Below are 22993 nucleotides of genomic sequence, written 5' to 3' on the forward strand. Positions count from 1 at the left end.
CCCCGCCCCGGCTAGACAGGACCCATGGAACCGATGCGCATCCAGGTGAGCCGTACCGGTGGTTTCGCCGGCATCGCACGGCACCGTGAGGTCGAGACCACGGGGCGGCCGGACGCGGCCGAGTGGGAGGCCCTGGCCGAGGCGGCGCTCGCGGGCGGCCGGGACAGCCCGCCGGCGGGAGTGCCGGACGGATTCCGGTACCGCATCACGATCGGTGACCGGACCGTGTACTGCGCTGACCCCGATCTGACCGGGGCGCAGCGCACCCTGGTCTCACGCATCCTCAAGGAGGGTGCGTGAGACCGGCCCTCCGCCGACCGCGGCATGCCCGCCGGGGCCTTCCCCTGGCGGGGCCTTCCCCTGGCGGGGCCTTCCCCTGCGGGACCCTGACCCCGGCCGGGGTCAGAACCCCAGCTTGCGCAGCTGCTTGGGGTCGCGCTGCCAGTCCTTGGCGACCTTCACATGCAGGTCCAGGAAGACCGGCGTACCGAGCAGCGCCTCGATGTGCTTGCGCGACTTGGTGCCGACTTCCTTGAGCCGCTTGCCCTTCGGGCCGATGATGATGCCCTTCTGGCTGGGGCGCTCGATGTAGACGTTCGCGTGGATGTCCAGCAGCGGCTTGTCCGCCGGGCGGTCCTCGCGCGGCAGCATCTCCTCGACGACGACCGCGATGGAGTGCGGCAGCTCGTCGCGTACGCCCTCCAGCGCGGCCTCCCGGATCAGCTCCGCGACCATGACCATCTCGGGCTCGTCGGTGAGGTCGCCCTCCGGGTAGAGCGGGGGGCTCTCCGGCAGGAGCGGGGCGATCAGGTCGGCGAGCAGGCTGACCTGCTGGTCCTTGACCGCCGAGACCGGAACGATCTCCGCCCACTCGAAGCCGAGCTCCTCACCGAGGCGGGAGACGGCGAGCAGCTGCTCGGCGAGCGCCTTGGAGTCGACCAGGTCGGTCTTGGTGATGATCGCGATCTTCGGGGTCTTCTTGATACCCGCCAGTTCCTTGACGATGAACTTGTCGCCGGGGCCGAGCTTCTGGTCGGCGGGCAGGCAGAACCCGATGACGTCGACCTCCGCCCAGGTGGTCCGCACGACGTCGTTCAGCCGCTCGCCGAGCAGGGTGCGCGGCTTGTGGAGGCCGGGGGTGTCGACCAGGATCAGCTGCGCGTCGTCGCGGTGCACGATGCCGCGCACCGTGTGCCGCGTGGTCTGGGGACGGTTGGAGGTGATCGCCACCTTCTGACCGACGAGAGCGTTCGTGAGGGTGGACTTGCCCGCGTTGGGGCGGCCCACGAAGCAGGCGAAGCCGGCCCGGTGGGGGGCGTTGTTCTCCGCGTGCTGCGCAGCAGCTTCTGGGTTCGGTCGAGCGCTCATGGCGACCATTCTCCCCGATCCCGGCGGCCCCGCCGCACAGCGGTCCGCGGCGGGGCTTGCCGCGGACGCCTCAGGAGGTACGCGCACGGCTCCGGCGGGCCCGTATCCACAGCCCGGTACCGGCTGCGACGATCACGCCCAGAGCCGCCGCGACCAGCCAGGGAAGCGCGATGTACGAGGTGGTCGCGGACTCCCGCGTGTCCCGGGCGGTGGCGGTGATGCGGACCTCACCCCATTCCAGCTGGGGCGCACCGGCCCAGGTCTCCGTCAGCCGCACCTGCTGGCGGGGCAGCAGTTCCGAGGGGATCCGCTTCAGGTCGCGGGCGAGCAGGGTGCGGCCGAAGAGGCCCTCGGCCTTGAGGGCGACCCGGGGGTTGAGGGTGACGTTGCCGCGGTTGCGCAGGGTGTACGAGATGACGGCGCGGCTCTTCCCCGTGCCGGGCACCAGTGGCCGGCTGTGGTCGATGCGGACATCGTCGACGGAGAGCGCGGGCATGGTGGGCCCGTTGACCCGCAGATGGATACGGGCGCCGACGGCCCGGCGGATGCCGACGGCGACGGAGCCGTCCCCGGCGGGGTCGACGTTCTCGTCGAGGGCGACGAGGGCACCCGGGTGGTCGCCGGGTTCGGCGTCCTCGGGGACGGTGATGGTGACCGGGAGGGTGACCGAGCCGCGCGCCTTCACGGTGACCCGGTCGCGGCCGGTCTTCGCCCAGGCGCCGATGGAGCGCTGCTTCTCGTTCTGCGCGCGGACCGCGAACCCGCCGTCGCGGGCGGTGTTGTACGCGTCGGCCGCGTACAGCCGGAAGGTGAGCGGCCGGTCGGTCCTGTTGGCGACGGTGACCCGGTCGGTGAGCGTGGCACCGGGGTCGGCGGAGAGGTGGAAGTACGGCCGCACGGCGGTAGGGGAGGCGGCCGGGTAGACGGACCAGCTGCCGTTGTCGGCGGCGTGGGCACCGGGCGCACCGGCCGGCGCCAGCGCGATCGCGGCCGCCAGGAGCAGCACGGAGAGCCCGCGGGCGGGAAGCGTGCGTACGGAGAGCTTGCGCACAGTGCGGAACCCCCAGGGTGGTGATGGGCTGCGGTGGGTCGCGGACGGTGGTGGGCGGGCCGGGTGCGTTCGCGGACCGCCCACCGGTGGGTCAGTACCGCGCCCTCAGGTGAGGGTGAGCGTCAGCACTCCGGAGTACGCGCCGGTGGCGGTGTACGCCGGTATGTTCAGCGCGAGCCGGGCGTCGACGGTGAACTCGCCTCCGGTGGAGGCCCCGTCCGGGGTGGATGCCAGCGTGGCGCCCGCGCCGCCGACCGTGCCCGCGGAACCGGCCGCGCAGGTGCTCGGGCTGCCCGGCTTCGTCGCGCAGACCGGGGTCCAGCTCAGCGCGTCGGCACCGACGTTCGCGCCGCCGGGGCCCCGGAAGTCGGTGACCCGGCCGGTGAGGGACCAGCCCGCGGGGCCGCCGCGGTAGTCCTCGACCGTCACCGTCCGCAGGGAGCCGCGGGAGGCACCGCCCCGGCCGAAGTCGACCGCCGACATCTCGACGGCGTCCCCGTCCTGGACCATGGAGAGCGTGCCCGCCCGCACGGACGCGGTGAGCCGCTGGCTGCCGTCGGGAGTCCCGCCGCCGCCGTCCGTGGCGGTGATCGTCAAGGAGACGGGGGCGGGCGGATCGGTCACCGTGCAGGGCGTGTCCAGCTCCATGATGTAGCTGGTGTGGATGTTGTAGTCGCCGGGCGACAACGTGATCTCACCGGGCGCGGTGACCAGGAACGTGCCCGTCATCGAGAACGACGGGAACGCTCCCTTGCCGGGAACGGGGTCGTTCTTCTTCGGACCGGCGACGCTGACCTCGGCGGACTGCGCACCGGCGACGGTGACCCGCCCGCTCGGCGTCATGATGTCGGCGGGCAGCGCGAGATCGACGGGGTTGCTCGCGGCGGGCTCGGCCACGGTGTACGTCACCGTGACGGTGTCGCCCACCTTCGGCGCCGCGTTGTCGACGGTGATCCGCGCGGTGGTCGTGCCGTCGATGGCCGGGATCCCGGCGATGGGCGGCGGAATGCAGTGGGTGGGGAAGTCCACCTCCGCGGAGGCCGTCGCGGTGGCCCCCGCCGGGCTGCCGAGCGCCCCCGTCCCGGCGACGACGAGTGCGGTGACGCCCAGCGCGGCGGCCCAGCGGCGCCGCGGGGCGGGGGATCTTCGCCTGATTGCTCCTACGAACACGGGTGACCTCCTGCGGGATACGGCGCAGCGGCTCTTCCGCGCCGGCAGGGGGCCATTGACGGGCCCGGCCGAAAAGAAGTCAATGGAGACGAGGGGCACCGACTGATGGCCCATCAGATGCTGGCATGATCCCGGACCGCCGCCGGACCGTCACCGGCCAGCCGCCGGACCCCGGCGGCGCGGGCACATGTCACGCGGCGCGGGCCCATCCCGAAGCGCGGGCACCCGCGCACCGCTCCCCCGCGGGGTCAGCCCGCCGACACCCTGACCCGTACGGTGCCGTCGGGTCCGGCGAGCAGCACCGGGGTGTCCGGCCCGCCCAGGTCCCGTACGGCCGCCCGGTCCGCGTCCGACGGGGTCTCGGCGGCGGAGACGACCGCCGCGGCCTCCAGGGAGGTGGCACCGCTGGCCACGGCCATCGCGACGGCGGTCTGCAGGGCGCTCAGCTTCAGCGACTCCAGCGCCACCGTGCCCGCGACATACGTACGCCCTGTCTCGTCCCGTACGGCCGCGCCCTCCGGCACACCGTTGCGGGCGCGGGCGCTGCGTGCCAGCGTGACGATCTTGCGGTCCTCGGGGCCGAGGTCGGTGGTCTCAGTCATGGCATGAGCATACGAAGGGTGCGGACCCGGGCGCGGCGACGGGGTGTCCTCATCCCGGGACCGGGTACAGCGAGCCGCGCCGGCCCTCCGGCGAGGCCAGCCACTGGAGCGTGCGCTCCGTGCCGGTGTCCGGCAGCGGGGTGTGCAGCACGATCGCCAGGTCGGGGCGGGCCGGGACTCTCAGCTGGGTGGACTCCACGGCCAGGACACCGACCACGGGGTGCACCAGTTCCTTGCGGATCTGGCCGCCCGGGGCGATGTCGCGCCGCTCCCACAGCTCGGTGAACTCGGCGCTCGCCGCCTTCGCCTCGTCGACGACGGCCCGGAACCCCTCGTCGTCCGGGCACTCCGAGCAGGCCGCCCGGAACTGCGCCACGACCTGCGGGGCGAGCCGTGCGGGGGGGCGGGCGGGGCGCCAAGTCGCCCGGCCGCCGCGCCACCTCGTACCACCCGCATCGCCGGGCGGGCCCGGTCCGTGGCTCTCACGCCACGGACCGGGCCCGCCCCTGCTCGACGTATCCCGCCCGTCCGCCCGGTCTACGGCCGGTCGAGCCGCAGCCGTTCCGCTCTCGGCAGGCCCGCCACGACCAGGTCGTAGGAGTCCTCGATCAGCTCGCGCAGCATCCGGTCCGGCACCCCGGAGACCGTCACCGTGTTCCAGTGACGCTTGTTCATGTGCCAGCCGGGCACGATCGCGGCGTGCTCCTCGCGCAGCCGTACCGCCTCGTCCGGGTCGCACTTCAGGTTGACCGTCAGCGGCCGCGCGTCCAGCGTGCTCAGCGCGAACATCTTGCCGAGCACCTTGAAGACCGAGGTCTCCGGACCGAACGGGAACTCCTCCGCGCTCGCGTTGAACTCCAGGCAGAACGCCCTCAGCCGCTCCGGCGTCATTCCGCTCGCATCCCTTCGGGCTCCACCAGCACCGTGACGATCTTGTTCCGGCGGCCCGCCGGGGACTCCGCGGTCAGCCGGAGCTTCCGGCCGTCGGGCAGGTCGACCGGTGCCGAGGCTCCGGCGATCGGGACCCGGCCGAGCGCCTTGGCGAGGAGGCCGCCGACCGTCTCCACGTCCTCGTCGTCGTACTCGTCGATCCCGAACAGGTCGCCGAGGTCCCCGATGTCCAGGCGCGCGGTCACCCGGTAGCAGCCGTTCTCCAGCTCCTGGACCGGCGGGAGCTCGCGGTCGTACTCGTCGGTGATCTCGCCGACGATCTCCTCCAGGATGTCCTCGATCGTGACGATGCCCGCCGTGCCGCCGTACTCGTCGATGACGACCGCGACATGGCTGCGTTCCTGCTGCATCTCGCGCAGCAGGTCCCCGGCGTTCTTCGTGTCCGGCACGAACGCCGCGGGCCGCATCGCCGTGGAGACCTGATCGGCCTCCGACTCCCTGTTGATGTGCGTCTTGCGGACCAGGTCCTTGAGGTAGACGATGCCGACGATGTCGTCCTCGTTCTCCCCGGTGACCGGGATCCGCGAGAAACCGGAGCGCAGGGCGAGCGTCAGGGCCTGACGGATCGTCTTGTAGCGCTCGATGCAGACCAGGTCGGTGCGCGGCACCATGACCTCGCGCACGAGCGTGTCGCCCAGCTCGAAGACCGAGTGCACCATGCGGCGCTCGTCGTCCTCGATCAGCGACTCCGCCTCCGCGAGGTCGACCATCGCCCGCAGTTCGGCCTCACTCGCGAACGGGCCCTTGCGGAAGCCCTTGCCGGGCGTCAGCGCGTTGCCGAGGAGGATCAGCAGCTGGGGAATCGGGCCCATCACCCTGGCCAGCGGCAGCAGGACGTACGCCGCCGCCGTCGCCGTGTTCAGCGGGTGCTGACGGCCGATGGTGCGCGGGGAGACCCCGATGGCGACATAGCTCACCAGGACCATCACCCCCATGGCGACGGCCAGGGCCTCCCAGGTCTCCGGGAATTCCTTCAGGCAGACGTAGGTGACGAGCACCCCGGCGGACATCTCGCAGGCGACCCGCACCAGCAGGGCGACATTGAGATAGCGGGTCGGGTCGGCCGCGACCTGGGCCAGCTTGGCGCTGCCGCGCCGCCCCGCCCGGACCGCCTCCGCCGCCCGGAAGCTGGATGTGCGGGCGATGCCCGCCTCCGCGCAGGCCGCCAGCCAGCCGACGACGACCAGCAGGACGGCGCCGGTGATGAGTGGGACGCTCACGAGACGGTGGGGGCGGGCGACGCGCCGGTGAGCCCGCGCTCGCCGCGCCAGCCGTCGACGATGGCCGCCTGAAGGCCGAACATCTCGGCCTTCTCGTCCGGCTCCTCGTGGTCGTAGCCCAGCAGATGCAGCACTCCATGGACGGTGAGGAGCTGGAGCTCCTCGTCCATGGAGTGCTGTGTCTCCGCCTCTTCGCCCTGCTTCTTCGCGACCTCCGGGCAGAGCACGATGTCACCGAGGAGCCCCTGCGGGGGCTCCGCGTCGTCCTTGGCCGGCGGACGCAGTTCGTCCATCGGGAAGGACATGACATCCGTCGGACCGGGGAGGTCCATCCACTGGATGTGGAGCTGCTCCATGGCATCGGTGTCCACCACGATCACCGAGAGCTCGGACAGCGGGTGGATCCGCATCCGGGCGAGTGCGTAGCGGGCGATGTCGAGGATCGCCTGCTCGTCGACCTCGGTTCCGGACTCGTTGTTGACATCGATCGACATGGTGCGCTGCGACTACTTCCCGTTGTGGCTGTCTCGGCTGTCGTACTTCTCGTACGCGTCGACGATACGGCCGACCAGCTTGTGCCGGACGACATCCTGGGAGGTGAGCCGGGAGAAGTGCACGTCCGGGATGTCCTCCAGGATGTCCTGAACCTGCCGCAGACCACTCTTCGTGCCGCTCGGAAGGTCGACCTGGGTGACGTCACCCGTGACGACGATCTTCGAGTCGAAGCCGAGCCGGGTGAGGAACATCTTCATCTGCTCGGCGCTGGTGTTCTGCGCCTCGTCGAGAATGATGAAGGCGTCATTGAGGGTGTTGTGCGTCAGCAGGTAGTCCTGCGTGACATAGAGCGAGTCCTCGGCCGCCACCTGGATGCAGACGGCCTCCTCACGGCCCGCCGGCTCGATGCTGTCGATGAAGCGCATGGGCTGTCCGCCGCCCCCGGCAGCCTCGTACTGCTCCGCCTTGTGGGCGAGACGGAAAGGCTCGATGCCCTGGGGAAGACGGATGTCGATGACATGGGCGTCGTAGCGGTGGTGCGCCTCCCGCCCTTCGGCGCAGCGGGTGCGGGTGTACGCGACGCCGCCGAGCGAACGCACGAGGGCGATCACATCGTCACGCAGCACGATCGACGCCGTCGTGTACTGGACACGGCAGCTGCGGTCCTCCCCCGGGACCGGACCGCCGTCGGCGTCGAGAAGGCCCTGGAGCAGCGCGAGCCGCACCTCGGCGGAATTGTGCAGATAGCCGTCCGGGACGAACGTGGAGTGCGGCGCGGTCCCGAGGAGATCCAGCTGCCGCAGGACCCGGGTGACCGGGTTCTCCAGCGTGATCACATCGCCCGGCTCCCCGGTCCGGTCCGGTGCGTGGTCCGGCCGGGTCGGGTGCCACGAGGTGACGCCGGGGAGGGCCCCCTCCAGCGCTTCGGCCGGCTCCGTGTCCGCCGCGGCGAGCGAGGGCGCGGTGGATCCGGCCGGGCTTCCGCCGCCGAGCAGCAGCCCCAGCGCGTACGGGTCCATCGGGACCTCGCGCCCGGGGAAACTCACCGGCGCCGTCAGCATCGGCAGCTCGTAGCGGCGGGCGGGCGCGGCGCCGAGGCCGCCGATCATCTCCTTGGTCTCCAGGACCCGCCACGGCTCGTCACCGCGGCGGTCGGAGTCGGTACGGACCGTCCACAGGTGTTCGCCGCAGCACAGGGTCCAGGATCCGTCCTGGGCGCCGACACGGTAGATGTCCTTCTCGCCCTGCGGGTGGACGCCGAGGATCGGGGTCGGCTCACCGTCGGAGCCGATGACCAGGTCGCCCACCCGGAGGCTTCCGATGGGGCGCCAGCCGTCCGGTGTGAGGACGTCGGTGAAGACCGGCTGCGCGCGCCCGCGCATATAGGCCAGCGGCGCCACCTCGATCGTGCCCGCCGCCATCAGCCGCGGGATCGAGTCGGGGTCGAGCATGTCGTGCAGGGCGTCGTAGAGCGGGCGCAGATACGGGTCGATCTTGTCGAAGAGCGTGCCGGGCAGGAAGCCGAGCCGCTCCCCCGCCTCGACGGCGGGCCGGGTCAGGATGATCCGGCTGACCTGCTTGGACTGGAGTGCCTGGACCGCCTTCGCCATGGCGAGATAGGTCTTGCCCGTACCGGCGGGACCGATGCCGAAGACGATCGTGTGCTTGTCGATCGCGTCGACGTACCGCTTCTGGTTGAGGGTCTTGGGGCGGATGGTGCGGCCGCGGCTGGAGAGGATGTTCTGGGTGAGCACCTCGGCGGGTGTCTCGCCCTGGGGGTCTCCCTGCCCGTCGCCGCTCGCCCGGAGCATGGCGATCGACCGTTCCACTGCGTCCTCCGTCATCGGCTGCCCGGTGCGGAGCACCAGCATCATCTCGTCGAACAAGCGCTGGATCAGGGCGACATCGGCCGCCTCGCCCGTGGCACTGATCTCATTGCCCCGGACATGGATGTCGGCCGCCGGGAACGCCGTTTCGATCACGCGCAGCAGCGAGTCGCCCGATCCGAGGAGCATCACCATGGGGTGTGCGGCCGGAATCCTGATCTGGGCACGCGCCTGCGGCTGTGTGGGTGTCTGAGTCATGGGCCGGCCCTCGGGCCTGCGCATACCTCCCGTTGCAGGGTTCTCGCTGCTCGACAACCTCTGGATTACCAAGCCTACGACTCACTGCCGACAACGCCGAGAGGTTTTACCGGGCGTGAGCGGACTGCCGGTTCACTGCGTGACGGGCGGCCGGATCACTGCGTGAGCGGACTGCCGGTTCACTGCGTGACGGGCGGCCGGTTCACTGCGTGACGGGCGGCCGGATCACTGGCGGAAGCCGATCGTCGGGACCGCCCGGCGCAGCGGCCAGGCGCGGGCGGCCGCGGGCAGCAGTTCCTCAAGGAAGGCGTACCGCTCCAGCGCGACCGGGTCCTGGTCGGCACAGGTGCGCACCTGCTGCCACCACGCGGCGATCTCCGCCCAGCCCGGCGCGGACAGTGAGCCGCCGAACTCCTGGACCGAGAGGGCCGCGGTCAGCCCGGCGAAGGCCAGCCGGTCGGCCAGCGGCCAGTCGGCGAGGGTCCCCGTGACGAATCCGGCGACGAAGACGTCACCGGCCCCGGTCGGGTCGAGCGCGGCCACGGCGATGGCGGGTACCTCGGCGGCGGTGCCGGTCCGCGCGTCGATGGCGTAGGCGCCCTCCGCGCCCAGGGTGACCACGGCCAGGGGTACGCGTTCGGCGAGGGCGTGGGCGGCGGCGCGCGGGCAGTCGGTGCGGGTGTAGCGCATCGCCTCCTCGGCGTTGGGCAGGAAGGCCTCGCAGTGCGCCAGGTCGGGCAGGCTGTCCAGGTCCCAGCGGCCGGTCTCGTCCCAGCCGACGTCGGCGAAGATCCGGGCGCCGTGCCGGGCGGCGGCGGCCACCCAGGGTTCGCCGCGGCCCGGGGTGAGTGAGGCTACGGCGGCCCTGGCGCGCGGCGGGCAGTGCGGGAACGTCCGGCCGGGCACGGTGGCCGTGGCGGGGGCCGGGGCCTCGTGGCCGTGCGAGACCATCGTCCGCTCGCCCTCGTAGGCCATGGAGACGGTGACCGGCGAGTGCCAGCCCGGGACGGTGTGCGACATCGACAGGTCGATGCCCTCGCCCTGTTCGAGGGCGTCCCAGCAGTACTCCCCGTAGTGGTCGTCGCCGAAGGCCGCGGCCAGTGACGTGCGCAGTCCGAGCCGGGCGAGGGCGGTGGCCATGTTGGCCACACCACCGGGGCTGGAGCCCATGCCGCGCGCCCAGGACTCGGTGCCGCGCACCGGGGCGCTGTCCAGTCCGGTGAAGATGATGTCGAGGAAGACCGTGCCGGTCAGGAAGACGTCGCAGGCGGGATCCTGCGGGGCGCGCAGCGCCAGCAGCGGGTCGATGCCTGGAATATCTGTGCTCACCGTGCGCTCCCCGGCCGTGGCGGATCTGGTCGCTGCGATTACCTGTGCGATCCGGCCAGTGTGCCCGATTCGCTCTTGTGAGCGGAGCATCCGCGCCGCACTGCTCACGGCAACCCTGACCTGCATAAACATGTGCTGCTACCCGGCCTGGAAGCGCACAAACGCACGTGTGACTCAGATCACACTGAAGTGACTTTCGGTCAGCTGGGAGCACTTGATACAAATTGGCCCGCGAGCACCGTTGGCGACCGATTACCGGCGAGTGCCACATCTCCGCTCATTCCCCCGCGTTGCCCTCCCCTGCTCCACCTCTGTCTTCACCCCTCGGCTCCGCCGCCGCGCTCCACCCCTGTGTCTTCACCCTCCCCGTACCGCCTCCCTGCCTTCTCAGGCATGTCTTCAGGAACGCCCATGTCCTCGCGCCCTCGCGCCGCGTGGCCCCTGGTCGCCGTGTTCACCGCCGGTTACCTCGCCGCCTATCTGCTCCCCACCATCGTCGGCCGGCTCAGCGTCTGCCTGGGCCTGAGTGCCGCCCAGGCAGGCATGGTCGGCAGTGCCCTGCTGCTGAGTTCGGCCTCCGCCGGTTTCACCCTGGCGGGCCGCGTCGAGCGGTGGGGGGCACGGAGACCGGCGCGTATCGGACTGGTCCTGGCGATGGCGGGATACGGCTGCGCCGCGCTGGCCGGGTCCGTCCCGCTGGTGGTCCTGGGCGCGATGGTCGGCGGGCTCGGCTCCGGTACGGCGACCGCGGTCGCCGCGGCCGGGATCGCCGCCCAGCGCGATCCGCACCGCACCTCGTCGCTCGGGCTGCTCGCTGTCTCCGCCACCGCGGGCGCCCTCTATCTGACGATCCCGCACCTGGGCGGCGGTCACCGGCTGCCGTTCGCCTCGATCGCGCTGGTCGCCCTGCTCGTCTGGCCCGCCACGGCCCGGCTCGGCGGTTCCACCGGCGGGCAGAGCCCGGCGCAGGCCTCCGGACGGCTGCCGCACCGCCGCTCCGGACTGGTGCTGGCGGGCGGCATGCTCATCTGGTCCATGGCGCAGAACGCCCTGTGGGGGGTGAGCAGCCGGATCGGTGTCGCGCAGGTGGGGCTTTCCGAGGTCACCGTCGGCGCCGTGTTCGCCGCCGCGCTCGGTGCCGGACTGCTCGGGGTGATGGGCGCCGGAGTGCTGGGGGCCCGGCTCGGCCGCGCGGTGCCGATCGGTCTCGGCACGATGATCATCGCGATGAGCATCGTGCTCAGCTCCTCGGCACAGGACCTCGGTTCGTTCGCGGTCGGCGAGATCCTGTGGAACACCTTCTACCCGGTGGTCCTGTCGTATCTGATAGGCCTCGCCGCGTCCCTGGACGTACGCGGTCGCTGGGCGGTCCTCGCGGGCTCCGCCTCGTCGGTCGGGGTGGCCTGCGGCCCGCTCCTGGGCAGTGTGCTCTCCGAGCAGGCCGGGTACGCGGTGATGGGCCTGATCCTGGGGGCGGCCACGCTCCTGGTGGCCGCCCCGGTCACCGCCGTCGCGCTGCACACCGGTGGACGTCCGCTGGTGCCCGGTTCGGTCCGGCGGCGCGGTGGCGCCCCGGCGGCCCTGCTCGCCGCGACCACCGGTGGCCTGCCCGGCGCCGTGCCCAAGCTCGGCTCGCCGGAACAGGCCGTCACGGAGCTCGCGGTGCCCGCCCTGCGCCGCAGGCGCCTGGGCCGGAACGCGTTCCGCGCGGCCGGTCCGGCGGGCGGGTCCGGTCAGTCGAACGCGTACGCCTCGACCTCGGAGAGGTAGCGCGCCCTGCGCTCCTCGTCGTGGTCGAGGAAGGCCGCCTCGAAGGAGTTGCGGGCCAGCGTGCGCAGGTGCTCGTTGTCCAGGGCGAGCGCCTCGTGGACCGCGTGGAAGGTGTCTCCGACGTACCCGCCGAAGTAGGCGGGGTCGTCGGAGTTCACCGTGCAGAGCAGCCCGGCGTCCATCATGGCCCGCAGGGGGTGCTCCTCCAGGAGGTCGATGGCGCGCAGCCGTACGTTGGACAGCGGGCAGAGCGTGAGCGGCACCCGGTCCGCGGCCAGCCTCCGCACCAGCTCCGGGTCCTCCATACAGCGCAGACCGTGGTCGACGCGCTCGACGCCGAGGACGTCCAGTGCCTCCCGGATGTACTCCGGCGGTCCCTCCTCCCCCGCGTGGGCGACCTTGCGCAGGCCGAGGGCCCCGGCGGCCTCGTAGACCTCGCGGAACTTGGCGGGCGGGTGGCCGACCTCCGCCGAGTCCAGGCCGACGGCGCTGATCCGGTGCAGATACGGCTTCGCGGCCTCCAGGGTCTCCAGTGCCGACGCGGCGGACAGGTCGCGCAGGAAGCACAGGATCAGCTGGGTGGAGACGCCGTGCGTCTCCTCGCTTCGCTCCAGCGCCCTGCCGAGGCCCTCGATCACGGTGCCGATCGGGACACCGCGCGCGGTGTGCGCCTGCGGGTCGAAGAAGATCTCCGCGTGCCGTACGCCCTGGGCGGCGGCGCGGGTGAGGTAGGCGTCGGCGAGCTCGGTGAAGTCGTCCTCGGTCCGCAGTACCGCCATCAGCGCGTAGTAGAGGTCGAGGAAGGTCTGGAGGTCGTCGAAGAGGTAGGCGGTGCGCAGCTCTTCCGTGGTGGCGTACGGCAGCTGCACCCCGTTGCGTTCGGCGAGCGCGAAGGCCAGCTCGGGTTCGAGGGTGCCTTCGATGTGGAGGTGGAGTTCTGCCTTGGGGAGGTGCACGTCGTCTCGCTCACAGATGGTGGTGCTGATGTGTTCCGGGTGCCGGCTTCCGTTGCCGGGTGCCGGGCCCGCTGTTCAGAGGTGCCGGCCGTGGTTCAGAAGTGCCGGCCGTGGTTCAGAAGTGCCGGCCGTGGTTTCAGTGGTGCCGGGTGGGCACCGGGACCCGGATCAGGTCCCGGGCGATGGTCAGTTCGCCCTCGAACCCGGCGGCGCGGGCCTGGGTCCCGAAGAGCCCCGGGTCGTTGTACCGCTGCGAGAAGTGGGTCAGCACCAGGTGCCGTACACCCGCCTCCTTCGCGACCCGGGCCGCCTGCCCGGCGGTCAGGTGGCCGTGGTCGGTGGCGAGCCGTTCGTCCTCGTCGAGGAAGGTCGACTCGATGACCAGCATGTCGCAGCCCTCGGCGAGCGTGTACACGCCGTCGCAGAGCCTGGTGTCCATGATGAACGCGAACCGCTGTCCGCGCCGGTGCGCGGAGACCTGGTCGAGGGTGACCGCGCCGAGTGCCCCCTCGCGCTGGATGCGGCCGACGTCCGGGCCGCGGATGCCGTGCTCGGCGAGCCGGTCGGGCAGCATGCGCCGGGTGTCGGGTTCGGTCAGCCGGTAGCCGTAGGACTCGACGGGGTGCGAGAGCCGGTGGCTGTCGAGGGTGTACGAGCCGGTGGCGGCCAGCACCCCGTCGGTGGCGACCGGGGCCTCGGTCAGCCGGACGGACTCGCGGTAGGCGGTCGCGTACCGCAGCCGCTCGAAGAAGTGCTGCCCGCTCGCCGGGTAGTGCGCGGTGACGGGGTGCGGGACCTGGTCGAGGTTGATCCGCTGGATCACTCCGGCCAGGCCCAGCGAGTGGTCGCCGTGGAAGTGCGTGACGCAGATGCGGTTGATGTCGTGCGCGGCGACACCGGCCCGGAGCATCTGGCGCTGGGTCCCCTCGCCGGGATCGAAGAGGATGCCCTCACCGTCCCAGCGCAGCAGATAGCCGTTGTGGTTGCGGTGCCGGGTGGGGACCTGGCTGGCGGTGCCGAGCACCACCAGCTCTCGTGCGGACATGGCGGGAGTGTCCGTTATCCGGGGGGCCACTGGAGGCCGCGGCCTCCCAGCACATGGGCGTGCGCGTGGAAGACGGTCTGGCCGGCACCGGAGCCGGTGTTGAGGACCAGGCGGTAGCCGGTGCCGTCGATCTTCTCTTCGGCGGCGACCGCTCCGGCCTCGCGCAGCATGTCCGCGGCGATCTTCGGTTCGGCGGCGGCGAGCGAGGCGGCGTCCGGGTAGTGCACCTTGGGGATGACCAGGATGTGCGTCGGGGCCTGCGGGTTGATGTCGCGGAAGGCGACGGTGGTGTCGCTCTCGCGGACGATGGTCGCCGGGATGTCTCCCGAGACGATCTTGCAGAACAGGCAGTCGGTCTGCGGCTCTCCCGCCATGGCCGGGCCTCCTCGCTCGTCGGTGATCAGTACACGCGCATGCTATCCGGCCCCGGTCCGCTCAACGGGTCCGCGGCCGGTCGAACCAGATCGTCAGCAGGACCGGTACGAGGCCCGTCCAGAACAGCACCTGGGGGACTCCGCGTCCGCTCCACGGGACGAGGACCATCACGACCGCCAGCAGCGTCCCCCACACCGCCTGCGCGAGCACCAGCCGCGCCCAGAACATCCGGCTGAGCAGGGACCGGAGGCTGAGCCGGATACCGGAGCGCAGCTTGCGGTAGCGGAGCAGGGCGCCGAGGCCCCAGGCCACGGCCATCATCAGGAGTGCGTAAAGCCGGGCGCCGAGGGACAGGGGCAGGTCCCTGGGGGCCTCGCCGTCGGTGGGGAAGAGATCGATCGACACACCCGCGATGCAGAGGCTGAGCACCGCGAGCCAGCGGGTGCCGCGCAGCATCCGGAACACGGTGTTGTCCAGCCTGGCGCGCAGCGTCGCGGAGGCCGGGTCCGCGGCGAGCGCGTCCGCGTACGCCGATGCCTTCGCCGGGAGCCGGACGTCCTTCGCGGCGCCCTGCATGCTCGCGAACTCCTCCAGCGCCCAGGCGTCCTCCGGGTCCAGCCGCAGGGTCTGCCGGACCGCGAACTCCCGGGCGTCGGCCCGGCCCACCGTCAGCGACGCCTTCCAGAGGCCGTAGTACGCCCCGGTGTACTCGGGGTTGAGCCGGACCGCGTGCTCGGCCGTCGCGAACGCCTCGGGCCAGCGCTCCTGCCAGGCCATGATCGCCTCGGACAGCGCGACATGCGCCGCCGACGACTCGGGGGCGAGCCGGACGGCCTCCTGGGCGGCGGCCAGCGCCTCGTCGCGGCGGCTCGAACGGCGCAGCCCGTAGGTCCGCACGATCAGCGCGTCCCAGTCCTCGGGGTCGGCCCGCAGGGCCTCGCCGGTCGTGGTGACGACCTCCCCGTACTCCCGCAGGCTCAGATGGCAGCGGGCGAGCTGGACCCAGGCCTTGCCGTCCTGGGGGTCCTCCGCCAGCCGGCGTGCCAGCAGCGCCTTGGCCTCGTCGTAACGGCCCAGGGAGTGCAGGGCGTGGGCCTGTTCGGTGAGCGGGTGCGTAGTGGTCACAGTCGGCGCTTCTTCTTCAGGTAGGCCAGCAGGTCGTCGTAACTGCCGCCGTCGTTGGCGAACATGGCCACGTTGCGGGCGGTCGCGAACCACGGTTCGGTGGAGGGCCGTACGGCCTTCGCGGCGGCCAGCAGGTCCTTCATGTTGATCAGCCGGACGGTGCCGGTGCGGGCCGAGTCGAGCAGGGCGGTCTCGGACGCGGACTCGCAGAGATGGGCGAGATCGGCGCCGGAGAAGTCCTCGGTGGCCCTGACGAGCTTCTTGAGGTCGACCGATTCGATGGGCCGCTCGCGCAGGTGGTAGCGGAGGATCGCCTCGCGCGCGGCGGCGTCGGGCGGCAGGACGAGCAGGGTGCGGTCCAGCCGGCCGGGGCGGCGCAGCGCGATGTCCACGTCCCAGGGGACGTTGGTGGCGGCGAGCACGAACACACCCTCGTTCGCGCCGTCGACGCCGTCCAGTTCGGTCAGGAGCTGGTTGACCGTGTTGCGCATGCCGCTGCTCGCCGTACGGCTGCGCTTGGCGCCCAGCGCGTCCAGCTCGTCCAGGAACACCACACAGGGCGCCTGGCGGCGGGCGGTCTCGAAGACCTCGTGCATGTTGCGCTCGGAGTTGCCGATCCACATGTCGAGGACGTCGTTGACCGAGACGGAGATGAACCGGGCACCGAGCTCGCCAGCGACGGCGCGGGCGATGAACGTCTTGCCGCAGCCGGGCGGTCCGTACAGCAGGAGGCCGCCGCGCAGGCTCTTGCCGTACAGCTTGCGCAGTTCGGGGTTGCGCATCGGGGCGAGGAAGGCGGCTTCGAGGCGGTCCTTGACCTCGTACATCCCGCCGACGTCGGCGAGCCGCAGGGTGGGCGCCTCCGCTTCCCAGGCGGCGGCGTCGCGGGGGTCCCCGCCGCCGTCCACGGCGAGCGGTGCCTCCGGGGCCGGCGAGGTCACGAAGCGCGGCGGGACGGCGTCCTTGATCTCGTTCTCCGCGGCCTTCCAGTCGAACCCCGGGGCGGAGGTCCCGGCCGTCTCCCCACCACCGGACGGCGCGGAGGAAGGCGCAGGCGCGGAGGAAGCGGCAGGCGCGGGGGCGGAGGCAGGCGCAGGGGCGGAGGCAGGCCCGGAGGAAGCGGCAGGCGCAGGGGCGGGGGAAGGCGCGGGGGCGGGGGAAGGTGCGGGCGACGCGGCCTGGGGCTGCGGCGGCATTCCCATCGCCCGCATCATCAGTCCGCGCGCCGCCTCGTCCCCCGGCGCGTGCTGGAGCGCCACGGCGGCCTGGGCGACCGCGGCCTCGGACTGCCCTTCGCCCAGCAGCAGTTCGGCCAGATGCAGCCGCAGAGGTACATCGCCGGGCGCCGCGTCGACCGCGGTGCGCAGGCTCATGATCAGAGGCGACTCGTTGGACATGACCTCACCCTACGTAACGGGTCTGACAGTCCGTCGCCCGGTCCGGCCCGGGACAGCCCCCGAAGTCCCGGACTCCGCCCTTCCGGAAGCTCAGCCCCAGCGTCCGGTGCGCCCCAGCAGCAGGGCCGCCGCCGCCGTCCCCGCGGTGGAGGTGCGCAGCACGCTGCGGCCCAGCCGGTAGGTCCGCGCGCCCGCCTCGGCGAAGGCCGCGAGTTCCTGCGGGGAGACGCCGCCCTCGGGGCCGACGACGAGCACGATCTCACCGCGCGCCGGGAGTTCGGCGGTGGCGAGCGGTTCGCTGTCGCAGTCGCGGTCCTCGTGCAGCACACCCGCGAAGTCCGCCGCGGCCAGCAGCGCGGCGACCTGCTTGGTCGTCATCGCCTCCGCGACCTCGGGGAACCGGACCCGCCGGGACTGCTTCCCCGCCTCCCGTGCCGTACTGCGCCACTTCGCCAGGGACTTGAGGCCGCGGTCGCCCTTCCACTGCGTGATGCAGCGGGCGGCCTGCCACGGGACGATCGCGTCGATGCCCGTCTCCGTCATGGTCTCCACGGCGACCTCGCCGCGGTCGCCCTTGGGGAGGGCCTGGACGACGGTGATCCGGGGGGTGGGACCGGGCTCCTCGTGGACTGTCGCGAGATCCGTCACCAGGAGCCGGTCCTTGCCCTCGGCCGCCCGTACGACGCCCTGCGCCCACCGGCCCAGACCGTCCGTCAGGACGACATCCTCCCCGGCGTGCAGCCGCTTCACGGAGACGGCGTGCCGTCCCTCGGGACCGTCCAGGACGAACTCGGGCCCGCTGGGCATCCGTTCGACGACGAAGACCGGTGCCGTCACTCGGCACTCCTTCCGCTCACTGCCACCCGGGCGGCTTCCAGTTCGGCGGCGAGCAGTTCGATCAGCTCTCCGGCGGGCAGCTCGCGTGCCATCCGGTGTCCTTGCCCGGCCCACAGTGCCATGCCCTGGGCGTCGCCGGTCCGGGCCGCCGCCTTGCGCAGCCCGCTGGTCACATAGTGCACCTGCGGGTAGGCGGCGGGGGCGTAGGGGCCGTGCTCGGTGACGAAGCGGTTGACCAGCCCGCGGGCGGGGCGGCCGGAGAAGGCCCGGGTCAGGGCCGTGCGGACGAACAGCGGGTTGGTCAGGGACCGCTTGTGCACCGGATGCGCCCCGGACTCGGGGCAGATGAGGAAGGCCGTACCGAGCTGGGCCGCGTCCGCCCCGGCCGCGAGCGCCCCGGCGATCTGGGAGCCGCGCATCATCCCGCCCGCCGCGATGACCGGCAGCTGCACGGTCTCGCGGACCTGGGTGACGAGGGAGAGCAGCCCGATGCCGGTGTTGTCGGCCTGCGGGTCGTCACGGTGCGTGGACTGGTGGCCGCCCGCCTCGACACCCTGGACGCAGAGCGCGTCGGCGCCCGCCCACTGGGCGCACTGCGCCTCCTCGGCGCTGGTGACCGTCACGATGGTGTACGTGCCCGCCTTGGCGAAGGCGTCCAGCGTGTCGCGGGTGGGGCAGCCGAAGGTGAAGGAGACCGCGGGGACCGGGTCCTCCAGGAGGATCGCGACCTTGGCCTCGTAGCCGTCGTCGCCGCTGGTGTCCGGATCCCCGAGCGGGGTCTCGTACCAGAGGGCCTCACCGGCGAGCTGCTGGCAGTAGACCTCGACGGCGCTCGGATCGGCGAGCGCGGGCTGCGGCATGAAGAGGTTGACGCCGAACGGCCGGCCGGTCAGTCTGCGGACCTGTTTGATCTCGTTGTACATGCCGTCCGTCGTCTTGTACCCGGCGGCGAGGAAGCCCAGCGCGCCGGCTTCGGCGACGGCGCCGACGAGCTCCGGGGACGAGACGCCGCCCGCCATCGGGGCCTGCACGATCGGATACCGGCAGAGATCGGTCAACTCGGAGGACATGACCGCATCGTGCCATGTCCGGCGCACAGTGCCGAATCAGCCATGGGACAGCGTGACCGGTATACCGCTGTACGCCGCACCGCCCGCCGGTACAGGACCGACGGGCGGTGCGGTGACAGGCCAGGACCGGCTCAGCGGCCGTTGAAGGCGTCCTTCAGCCGGGAGAACAGTCCTTGTTGACCTGGCTGAAACTGGCCGGTGGGCCGCTCCTCGCCGCGCAGCTTCGCCAGCTCGCGGAGCAGCCGCTCCTGCTCCGGGTCCAGCTTGGACGGGGTCAGCACCTCGACGTGCACGATCAGATCGCCGCGACCGCCGCCGCGCAGATGCGTGATGCCGCGCCCGTGCAGCGGAACGGACTGGCCGGACTGGGTGCCCGGCCTGATGTCGATCTCCTCCAGGCCGTCGAGCGTCTCCAGCGGCACCTTGGTGCCGAGCGAGGCCGCCGTCATGGGGATGGTGACCGTGCAGTGCAGATCGTCGCCGCGCCGCTGGAACACCGCGTGCGACAGCTCGTGGATCTCGACGTACAGATCGCCGGCCGGTCCGCCACCGGGGCCGACCTCGCCCTCGCCCGCGAGCTGGATGCGGGTGCCGTTGTCCACGCCCGCGGGGATCTTCACCGTGAGCGTGCGCCGGGAGCGGATGCGGCCGTCACCGGCGCACTCCGGGCACGGCGTCGGCACGACCGTGCCGAAGCCCTGGCACTGCGGGCAGGGCCGTGAGGTCATGACCTGGCCCAGGAAGGACCGGGTGACCTGGGACACCTCACCGCGTCCTCGGCACATGTCACAGGTCTGCGCGGAGGTACCGGGGGCCGCGCCCTCGCCGCTGCACGTCGTACAGACGACCGCCGTGTCGACCTGGATGTCCTTGGTGGTGCCGAACGCCGCCTCGGCGAGGTCGATCTCCAGCCGGATCATCGCGTCCTGGCCGCGCCGGGTGCGCGAACGGGGTCCGCGCTGCGAGGCCGTGCCGAAGAACGCGTCCATGATGTCGGAGAAGTTGCCGAAGCCACCGGCTCCGAAACCGCCCGCGCCACCCGCGCCGCCGGAGGCGGACAGCGGGTCGCCGCCGAGGTCGTAGACCTGCTTCTTCTGCGGGTCCGACAACACCTCGTAAGCGGCGTTGATCTCCTTGAACCGCTCCTGGGTCTTCGGGTCCGGGTTGACATCCGGGTGCAGCTCGCGGGCGAGCCGCCGGAATGCCTTCTTGATCTCGTCCTGAGATGCGTCGCGGCGCACGCCGAGTACGGCGTAGTAGTCCGTGGCCACTTACGACTCCGCCAGGATCTGTCCGACGTAACGTGCCACTGCGCGTACCGCTCCCATCGTTCCGGGGTAGTCCATGCGGGTCGGTCCGACCACGCCGAGTTTGGCGACTGCCTCGTCGCCCGAACCGTAGCCGACCGCGACGACGGACGTGGAGTTGAGGCCCTCGTGGGCGTTCTCGTGCCCGATACGTACGGTCATGCCCGAGTCCGTTGCCTCACCGAGCAGCTTCAGCAGGACCACCTGCTCCTCCAGTGCTTCCAGCACCGGCCGGATCATCACAGGGAAGTCGTGCCCGAAGCGGGTGAGGTTGGAGGTGCCGCCGATCATCAGCCGCTCCTCCGTCTCCTCGACCAGTGTTTCGAGAAGGACGGAGAGCACCGTGGAGACGGTGGCCCGGTCCTCGCTGTCGAAGGATTCCGGCAGCTCCTGCACCAGCTGCGGGACGTCCGTGAAACGGCGTCCGACGACCCGGCTGTTGAGCCGGGCCCGCAGATCGGCGAGAGAGGTCTCGCCGAACGGCGCAGGGCAGTCGATCATACGCTGTTCGACCCGGCCCGTGTCGGTGATCAGCACCAGCATCAGCCGGGCGGGCGCCAGCGCCAGCAGCTCCACATGCCGCACCGTCGAACGGGTCAGCGAGGGGTACTGCACCACGGCGACCTGCCGGGTCAGCTGCGCGAGCAGCCGTACGGTCCGGCCCACGACATCGTCGAGGTCGACCGCGCCGTCGAGGAAATTCTGAATGGCCCGGCGCTCCGGCGAGGAGAGCGGCTTGACGCCCGCGAGCCGGTCGACGAAGAGCCGGTAGCCCTTGTCCGTCGGGATGCGCCCCGCACTGGTGTGCGGCTGGGCGATGAAGCCCTCGTCCTCCAGCACCGCCATGTCGTTGCGGACGGTGGCCGGGGAGACCCCGAGCTTGTGCCGTTCCGTGAGCGCCTTGGAGCCGACGGGCTCCTCGGTGCCGACATAGTCCTGGACGATGGCGCGCAGCACTTCGAGTCTGCGTTCGCTGAGCATCGCGCACACCTCCAGCTGTCGTCTCCGGTGTCTGCCTGGCACTCTGTGCGTTCGAGTGCCAGCAATCCCCCCGGCCAGTGTACGGGGGCGGGGTGCCCCCCAGGCAAGGGCGACCGGCCACGCTACCCCGGGACCGCGCAGGTCGTTGCCGATAGCGTCGCCGCATGGACGTCTCTTGGGAAGAGTTCGGCTGGGAGCGGTTGGGCCACGGAGTGGGCCGGCGGCGGCTTCCCGGGTGGGATGCGACGGTCGCGCTGGTGGCCGGAGCGGACGGCGCGCTGCTCTACGACACCGGGTCGACGCTGCGCGAGGGGGTGGAGCTGCGGAACCAGGCGGAGGCACTGCTCGGGCGGAGAGTGACACATATCGCACTGAGCCACCCCCATTTCGATCATGTACTGGGCACCGCGGTGTTCGCCGGGGCCGAGGTGTACGGATCGGTCGGACTCGCCGCTCTCCTCGGGGGCGCGGCCGAGGAGCTGTGCGCCTCCGCCGTACGCCACGGAGTGCCCGAGGAGGAGGCCGCACAGGCGGTGGACGTCCTGGTGGTCCCGCGCCACGAGGTGCGCGGGGAGCACACACTCGACCTCGGCGGCGGGCGGCAGGTCCTGCTGGCCGACGCCGGGCCGGGGCACACCGGCCACGATCTGGCGGCGCTGGTGCCGGGCGCGGGCGGGGAGCGGGCCGTGGTGCTCTGCGGCGATCTGGTCGAGGAGTCCGGCGAACCGCAGGCGGGCCGGGACGCGGTCACCTCCCGCTGGCCCGCCGCGCTGGACAGGCTGCTGGCGCTCGGCGGCGAGGACGCGCTGTACGTACCGGGGCACGGCGCGGTGGTGGACGCGGCCTTCGTCCGGGCCCAGCGCGACCGGCTGGCGGAGCGCTTCGGCGTGTCGTGAGGGACCCCCGGCGCGGGCCCGGCCGGCCTTATCGTCGTGCCATGCGCAGCTACCAGCCGGACCTGACCCCGCCGTGGAAGAAGTCCGCCCCCGTCCCGGAGGTCCCCGCCGAGCCCGATCTGGTGGTGGAGGAGGTCTCCACCGGTTTCTGCGGTGCCGTCATTCGCTGCGAGAAGACGGCCCAGGGCCCCACGGTCACCCTGGAGGACCGCTTCGGCAAGCACCGGGTGTTCCCGATGGAGCCGCGCGGCTTCCTGCTGGAGGGCCGGGTGATCACGCTCGTACGCCCGTCGGCGGCGGGGCCCGTCCGGCCCGCGCGTACGGCCTCCGGCTCGGTGGCGGTGCCGGGAGCGCGGGCGCGGGTGGCGCGGGCCGGGCGGATCTATGTGGAGGGCCGGCACGACGCGGAGCTGGTCGAGCGGGTGTGGGGCGACGACCTCCGGATCGAGGGCGTGGTGGTCGAGTATCTGGAGGGCATCGACGACCTCCCGGCGATCGTGCGCGAGTTCTCGCCGGGTCCCGATGCCCGGCTGGGGGTGCTGGTGGACCATCTGGTGCCGGGCTCCAAGGAGTCCCGGATCGCCGGTCAGGTGTCGGACGCCGATGTGCTGGTGGTGGGCCACCCGTACATCGACGTCTGGGAGGCGGTGAAGCCCTCCTCGGTGGGGATCTCCGGCTGGCCGGTGGTGCCGCGCGGGCAGGACTGGAAGACGGGCGTGTGCCGGTCGCTGGGCTGGCCGGAGAACACCGGTGCGGCCTGGCAGCACATCCTTTCCAAGGTGCACTCCTATCGGGATCTTGAGCCGCAACTCCTGGGCCGGGTAGAGGAATTGATTGATTTCGTCACTCTTCCGGACTGACCTGACGAGGTTGTTGACGAGGATCCGATACCGATCCCCGTGAACGCCTGCGCCGCATGAGTACCGTCGGCTATTGAGGAGAGAAGAGGGGCTCGGCTGGCGAC

The 22993-nt window shown here is 71.9% G+C and carries 22 protein-coding genes and 1 pseudogene; 4 read left to right on the forward strand and 19 right to left on the reverse strand.

Annotated elements, in window-relative coordinates; translation table 11 throughout:
* Positions 1–33: 33 nt before the first annotated feature.
* The gene (locus ACIGJO_RS03400) at positions 34–300 is read left to right on the forward strand and encodes a protealysin inhibitor emfourin (protein ID WP_399951734.1); all 267 of its coding nucleotides are present in this window, start codon (positions 34–36) and stop codon (positions 298–300) included.
* A 102-nt stretch (positions 301–402) separates the two neighbouring features.
* Here ACIGJO_RS03400 and era read toward each other — a convergent pair whose 3' ends face one another.
* From era to ACIGJO_RS03450, 10 genes and pseudogenes are all read right to left on the reverse strand, one after another.
* Positions 403–1377 (reverse strand): GTPase Era, encoded by a 975-nt coding sequence (gene era / locus ACIGJO_RS03405; protein ID WP_266930531.1) that lies wholly within the window; start codon positions 1375–1377, stop codon positions 403–405.
* A 61-nt stretch (positions 1378–1438) separates the two neighbouring features.
* Positions 1439–2419, reverse strand: a complete 981-nt coding sequence (locus tag ACIGJO_RS03410) for a WxL protein peptidoglycan domain-containing protein (RefSeq protein ID WP_399951340.1) — start codon at positions 2417–2419, stop codon at positions 1439–1441.
* A 105-nt stretch (positions 2420–2524) separates the two neighbouring features.
* A complete protein-coding gene (locus ACIGJO_RS03415; RefSeq protein ID WP_399951737.1) occupies positions 2525–3574 on the reverse strand; it encodes a beta-xylosidase in 1050 nt (349 codons plus the stop codon).
* A 263-nt stretch (positions 3575–3837) separates the two neighbouring features.
* Entirely contained in the window at positions 3838–4191 is a 354-nt protein-coding gene (locus tag ACIGJO_RS03420) for a cytidine deaminase (protein WP_329943956.1), read from the reverse strand.
* A 49-nt stretch (positions 4192–4240) separates the two neighbouring features.
* Positions 4241–4582, reverse strand: a pseudogene (locus ACIGJO_RS03425) (XRE family transcriptional regulator); the annotation flags it as partial.
* 146 nt (positions 4583–4728) lie between these two features.
* Positions 4729–5082, reverse strand: coding sequence for an MmcQ/YjbR family DNA-binding protein (locus ACIGJO_RS03430; RefSeq protein ID WP_266930536.1), 354 nt, complete (start codon positions 5080–5082; stop codon positions 4729–4731).
* Complete coding sequence (locus ACIGJO_RS03435; protein ID WP_399951345.1) at positions 5079–6362, reverse strand: hemolysin family protein; 1284 nt, start codon at positions 6360–6362, stop codon at positions 5079–5081. Before ACIGJO_RS03435 ends, ACIGJO_RS03430 begins: the two co-directional genes overlap by 4 nt.
* Positions 6359–6856 (reverse strand): rRNA maturation RNase YbeY, encoded by a 498-nt coding sequence (ybeY, locus tag ACIGJO_RS03440; RefSeq protein ID WP_329943959.1) that lies wholly within the window; start codon positions 6854–6856, stop codon positions 6359–6361. Before ybeY ends, ACIGJO_RS03435 begins: the two co-directional genes overlap by 4 nt.
* 12 nt (positions 6857–6868) lie before the next feature.
* Positions 6869–8941, reverse strand: coding sequence for a PhoH family protein (locus ACIGJO_RS03445; RefSeq protein WP_399951348.1), 2073 nt, complete (start codon positions 8939–8941; stop codon positions 6869–6871).
* A gap of 225 nt (positions 8942–9166) precedes the next feature.
* Positions 9167–10270 (reverse strand): carbohydrate kinase family protein, encoded by a 1104-nt coding sequence (locus ACIGJO_RS03450; protein WP_399951351.1) that lies wholly within the window; start codon positions 10268–10270, stop codon positions 9167–9169.
* Positions 10271–10681: 411 nt separating this feature from the next.
* Here ACIGJO_RS03450 and ACIGJO_RS03455 point away from each other — a divergent pair, with 411 nt between their 5' ends.
* Complete coding sequence (locus ACIGJO_RS03455) at positions 10682–12040, forward strand: MFS transporter (protein WP_399951354.1); 1359 nt, start codon at positions 10682–10684, stop codon at positions 12038–12040.
* Here ACIGJO_RS03455 and ACIGJO_RS03460 read toward each other — a convergent pair.
* The 9 genes from ACIGJO_RS03460 to hrcA all read right to left on the reverse strand — a co-directional run bounded on the left by ACIGJO_RS03460 (position 12004) and on the right by hrcA (position 21133).
* Positions 12004–12996, reverse strand: coding sequence for an adenosine deaminase (locus tag ACIGJO_RS03460; RefSeq protein ID WP_399951357.1), 993 nt, complete (start codon positions 12994–12996; stop codon positions 12004–12006). The genes ACIGJO_RS03455 and ACIGJO_RS03460 overlap by 37 nt on opposite strands.
* A 136-nt stretch (positions 12997–13132) precedes the next feature.
* Entirely contained in the window at positions 13133–14041 is a 909-nt protein-coding gene (locus tag ACIGJO_RS03465) for a ribonuclease Z (protein ID WP_399951360.1), read from the reverse strand.
* 14 nt (positions 14042–14055) lie between these two features.
* Positions 14056–14415: a histidine triad nucleotide-binding protein gene (locus ACIGJO_RS03470; protein ID WP_399951363.1), complete on the reverse strand. Its 360-nt coding sequence runs from the start codon at positions 14413–14415 to the stop codon at positions 14056–14058.
* Between the two features lie 61 nt (positions 14416–14476).
* Positions 14477–15541 (reverse strand): tetratricopeptide repeat protein, encoded by a 1065-nt coding sequence (locus ACIGJO_RS03475; RefSeq protein ID WP_399951366.1) that lies wholly within the window; start codon positions 15539–15541, stop codon positions 14477–14479.
* Positions 15538–16938 (reverse strand): ATP-binding protein, encoded by a 1401-nt coding sequence (locus ACIGJO_RS03480; protein WP_399951369.1) that lies wholly within the window; start codon positions 16936–16938, stop codon positions 15538–15540. Before ACIGJO_RS03480 ends, ACIGJO_RS03475 begins: the two co-directional genes overlap by 4 nt.
* A gap of 90 nt (positions 16939–17028) precedes the next feature.
* On the reverse strand, positions 17029–17775 hold the full coding sequence (locus ACIGJO_RS03485; protein WP_399951372.1) for a 16S rRNA (uracil(1498)-N(3))-methyltransferase: 747 nt from the start codon (positions 17773–17775) through the stop codon (positions 17029–17031).
* A complete protein-coding gene (locus tag ACIGJO_RS03490) occupies positions 17772–18845 on the reverse strand; it encodes a nitronate monooxygenase (protein ID WP_399951375.1) in 1074 nt (357 codons plus the stop codon). The genes ACIGJO_RS03485 and ACIGJO_RS03490 overlap by 4 nt, the downstream gene beginning before the upstream one ends.
* 131 nt (positions 18846–18976) lie before the next feature.
* Positions 18977–20116 carry a molecular chaperone DnaJ gene (gene dnaJ, locus ACIGJO_RS03495; RefSeq protein ID WP_399951378.1) on the reverse strand — a complete coding sequence of 380 codons (1140 nt, stop codon included), beginning with the start codon at positions 20114–20116 and terminating at the stop codon, positions 18977–18979.
* A complete protein-coding gene (hrcA, locus tag ACIGJO_RS03500) occupies positions 20117–21133 on the reverse strand; it encodes a heat-inducible transcriptional repressor HrcA (protein ID WP_266930557.1) in 1017 nt (338 codons plus the stop codon).
* A 164-nt stretch (positions 21134–21297) separates the two neighbouring features.
* On the opposite strand from hrcA, the gene ACIGJO_RS03505 reads away from it, so the two are divergent.
* Positions 21298–22029, forward strand: coding sequence for an MBL fold metallo-hydrolase (locus tag ACIGJO_RS03505; protein ID WP_399951382.1), 732 nt, complete (start codon positions 21298–21300; stop codon positions 22027–22029).
* Positions 22030–22070: 41 nt separating this feature from the next.
* The gene (locus ACIGJO_RS03510) at positions 22071–22889 is read left to right on the forward strand and encodes a DUF3097 domain-containing protein (protein ID WP_399951385.1); all 819 of its coding nucleotides are present in this window, start codon (positions 22071–22073) and stop codon (positions 22887–22889) included.
* Positions 22890–22993: the final 104 nt, after the last annotated feature.

This window comes from Streptomyces sp. NPDC079020 (assembly GCF_044542225.1).
Taxonomy (GTDB): domain Bacteria; phylum Actinomycetota; class Actinomycetes; order Streptomycetales; family Streptomycetaceae; genus Streptomyces.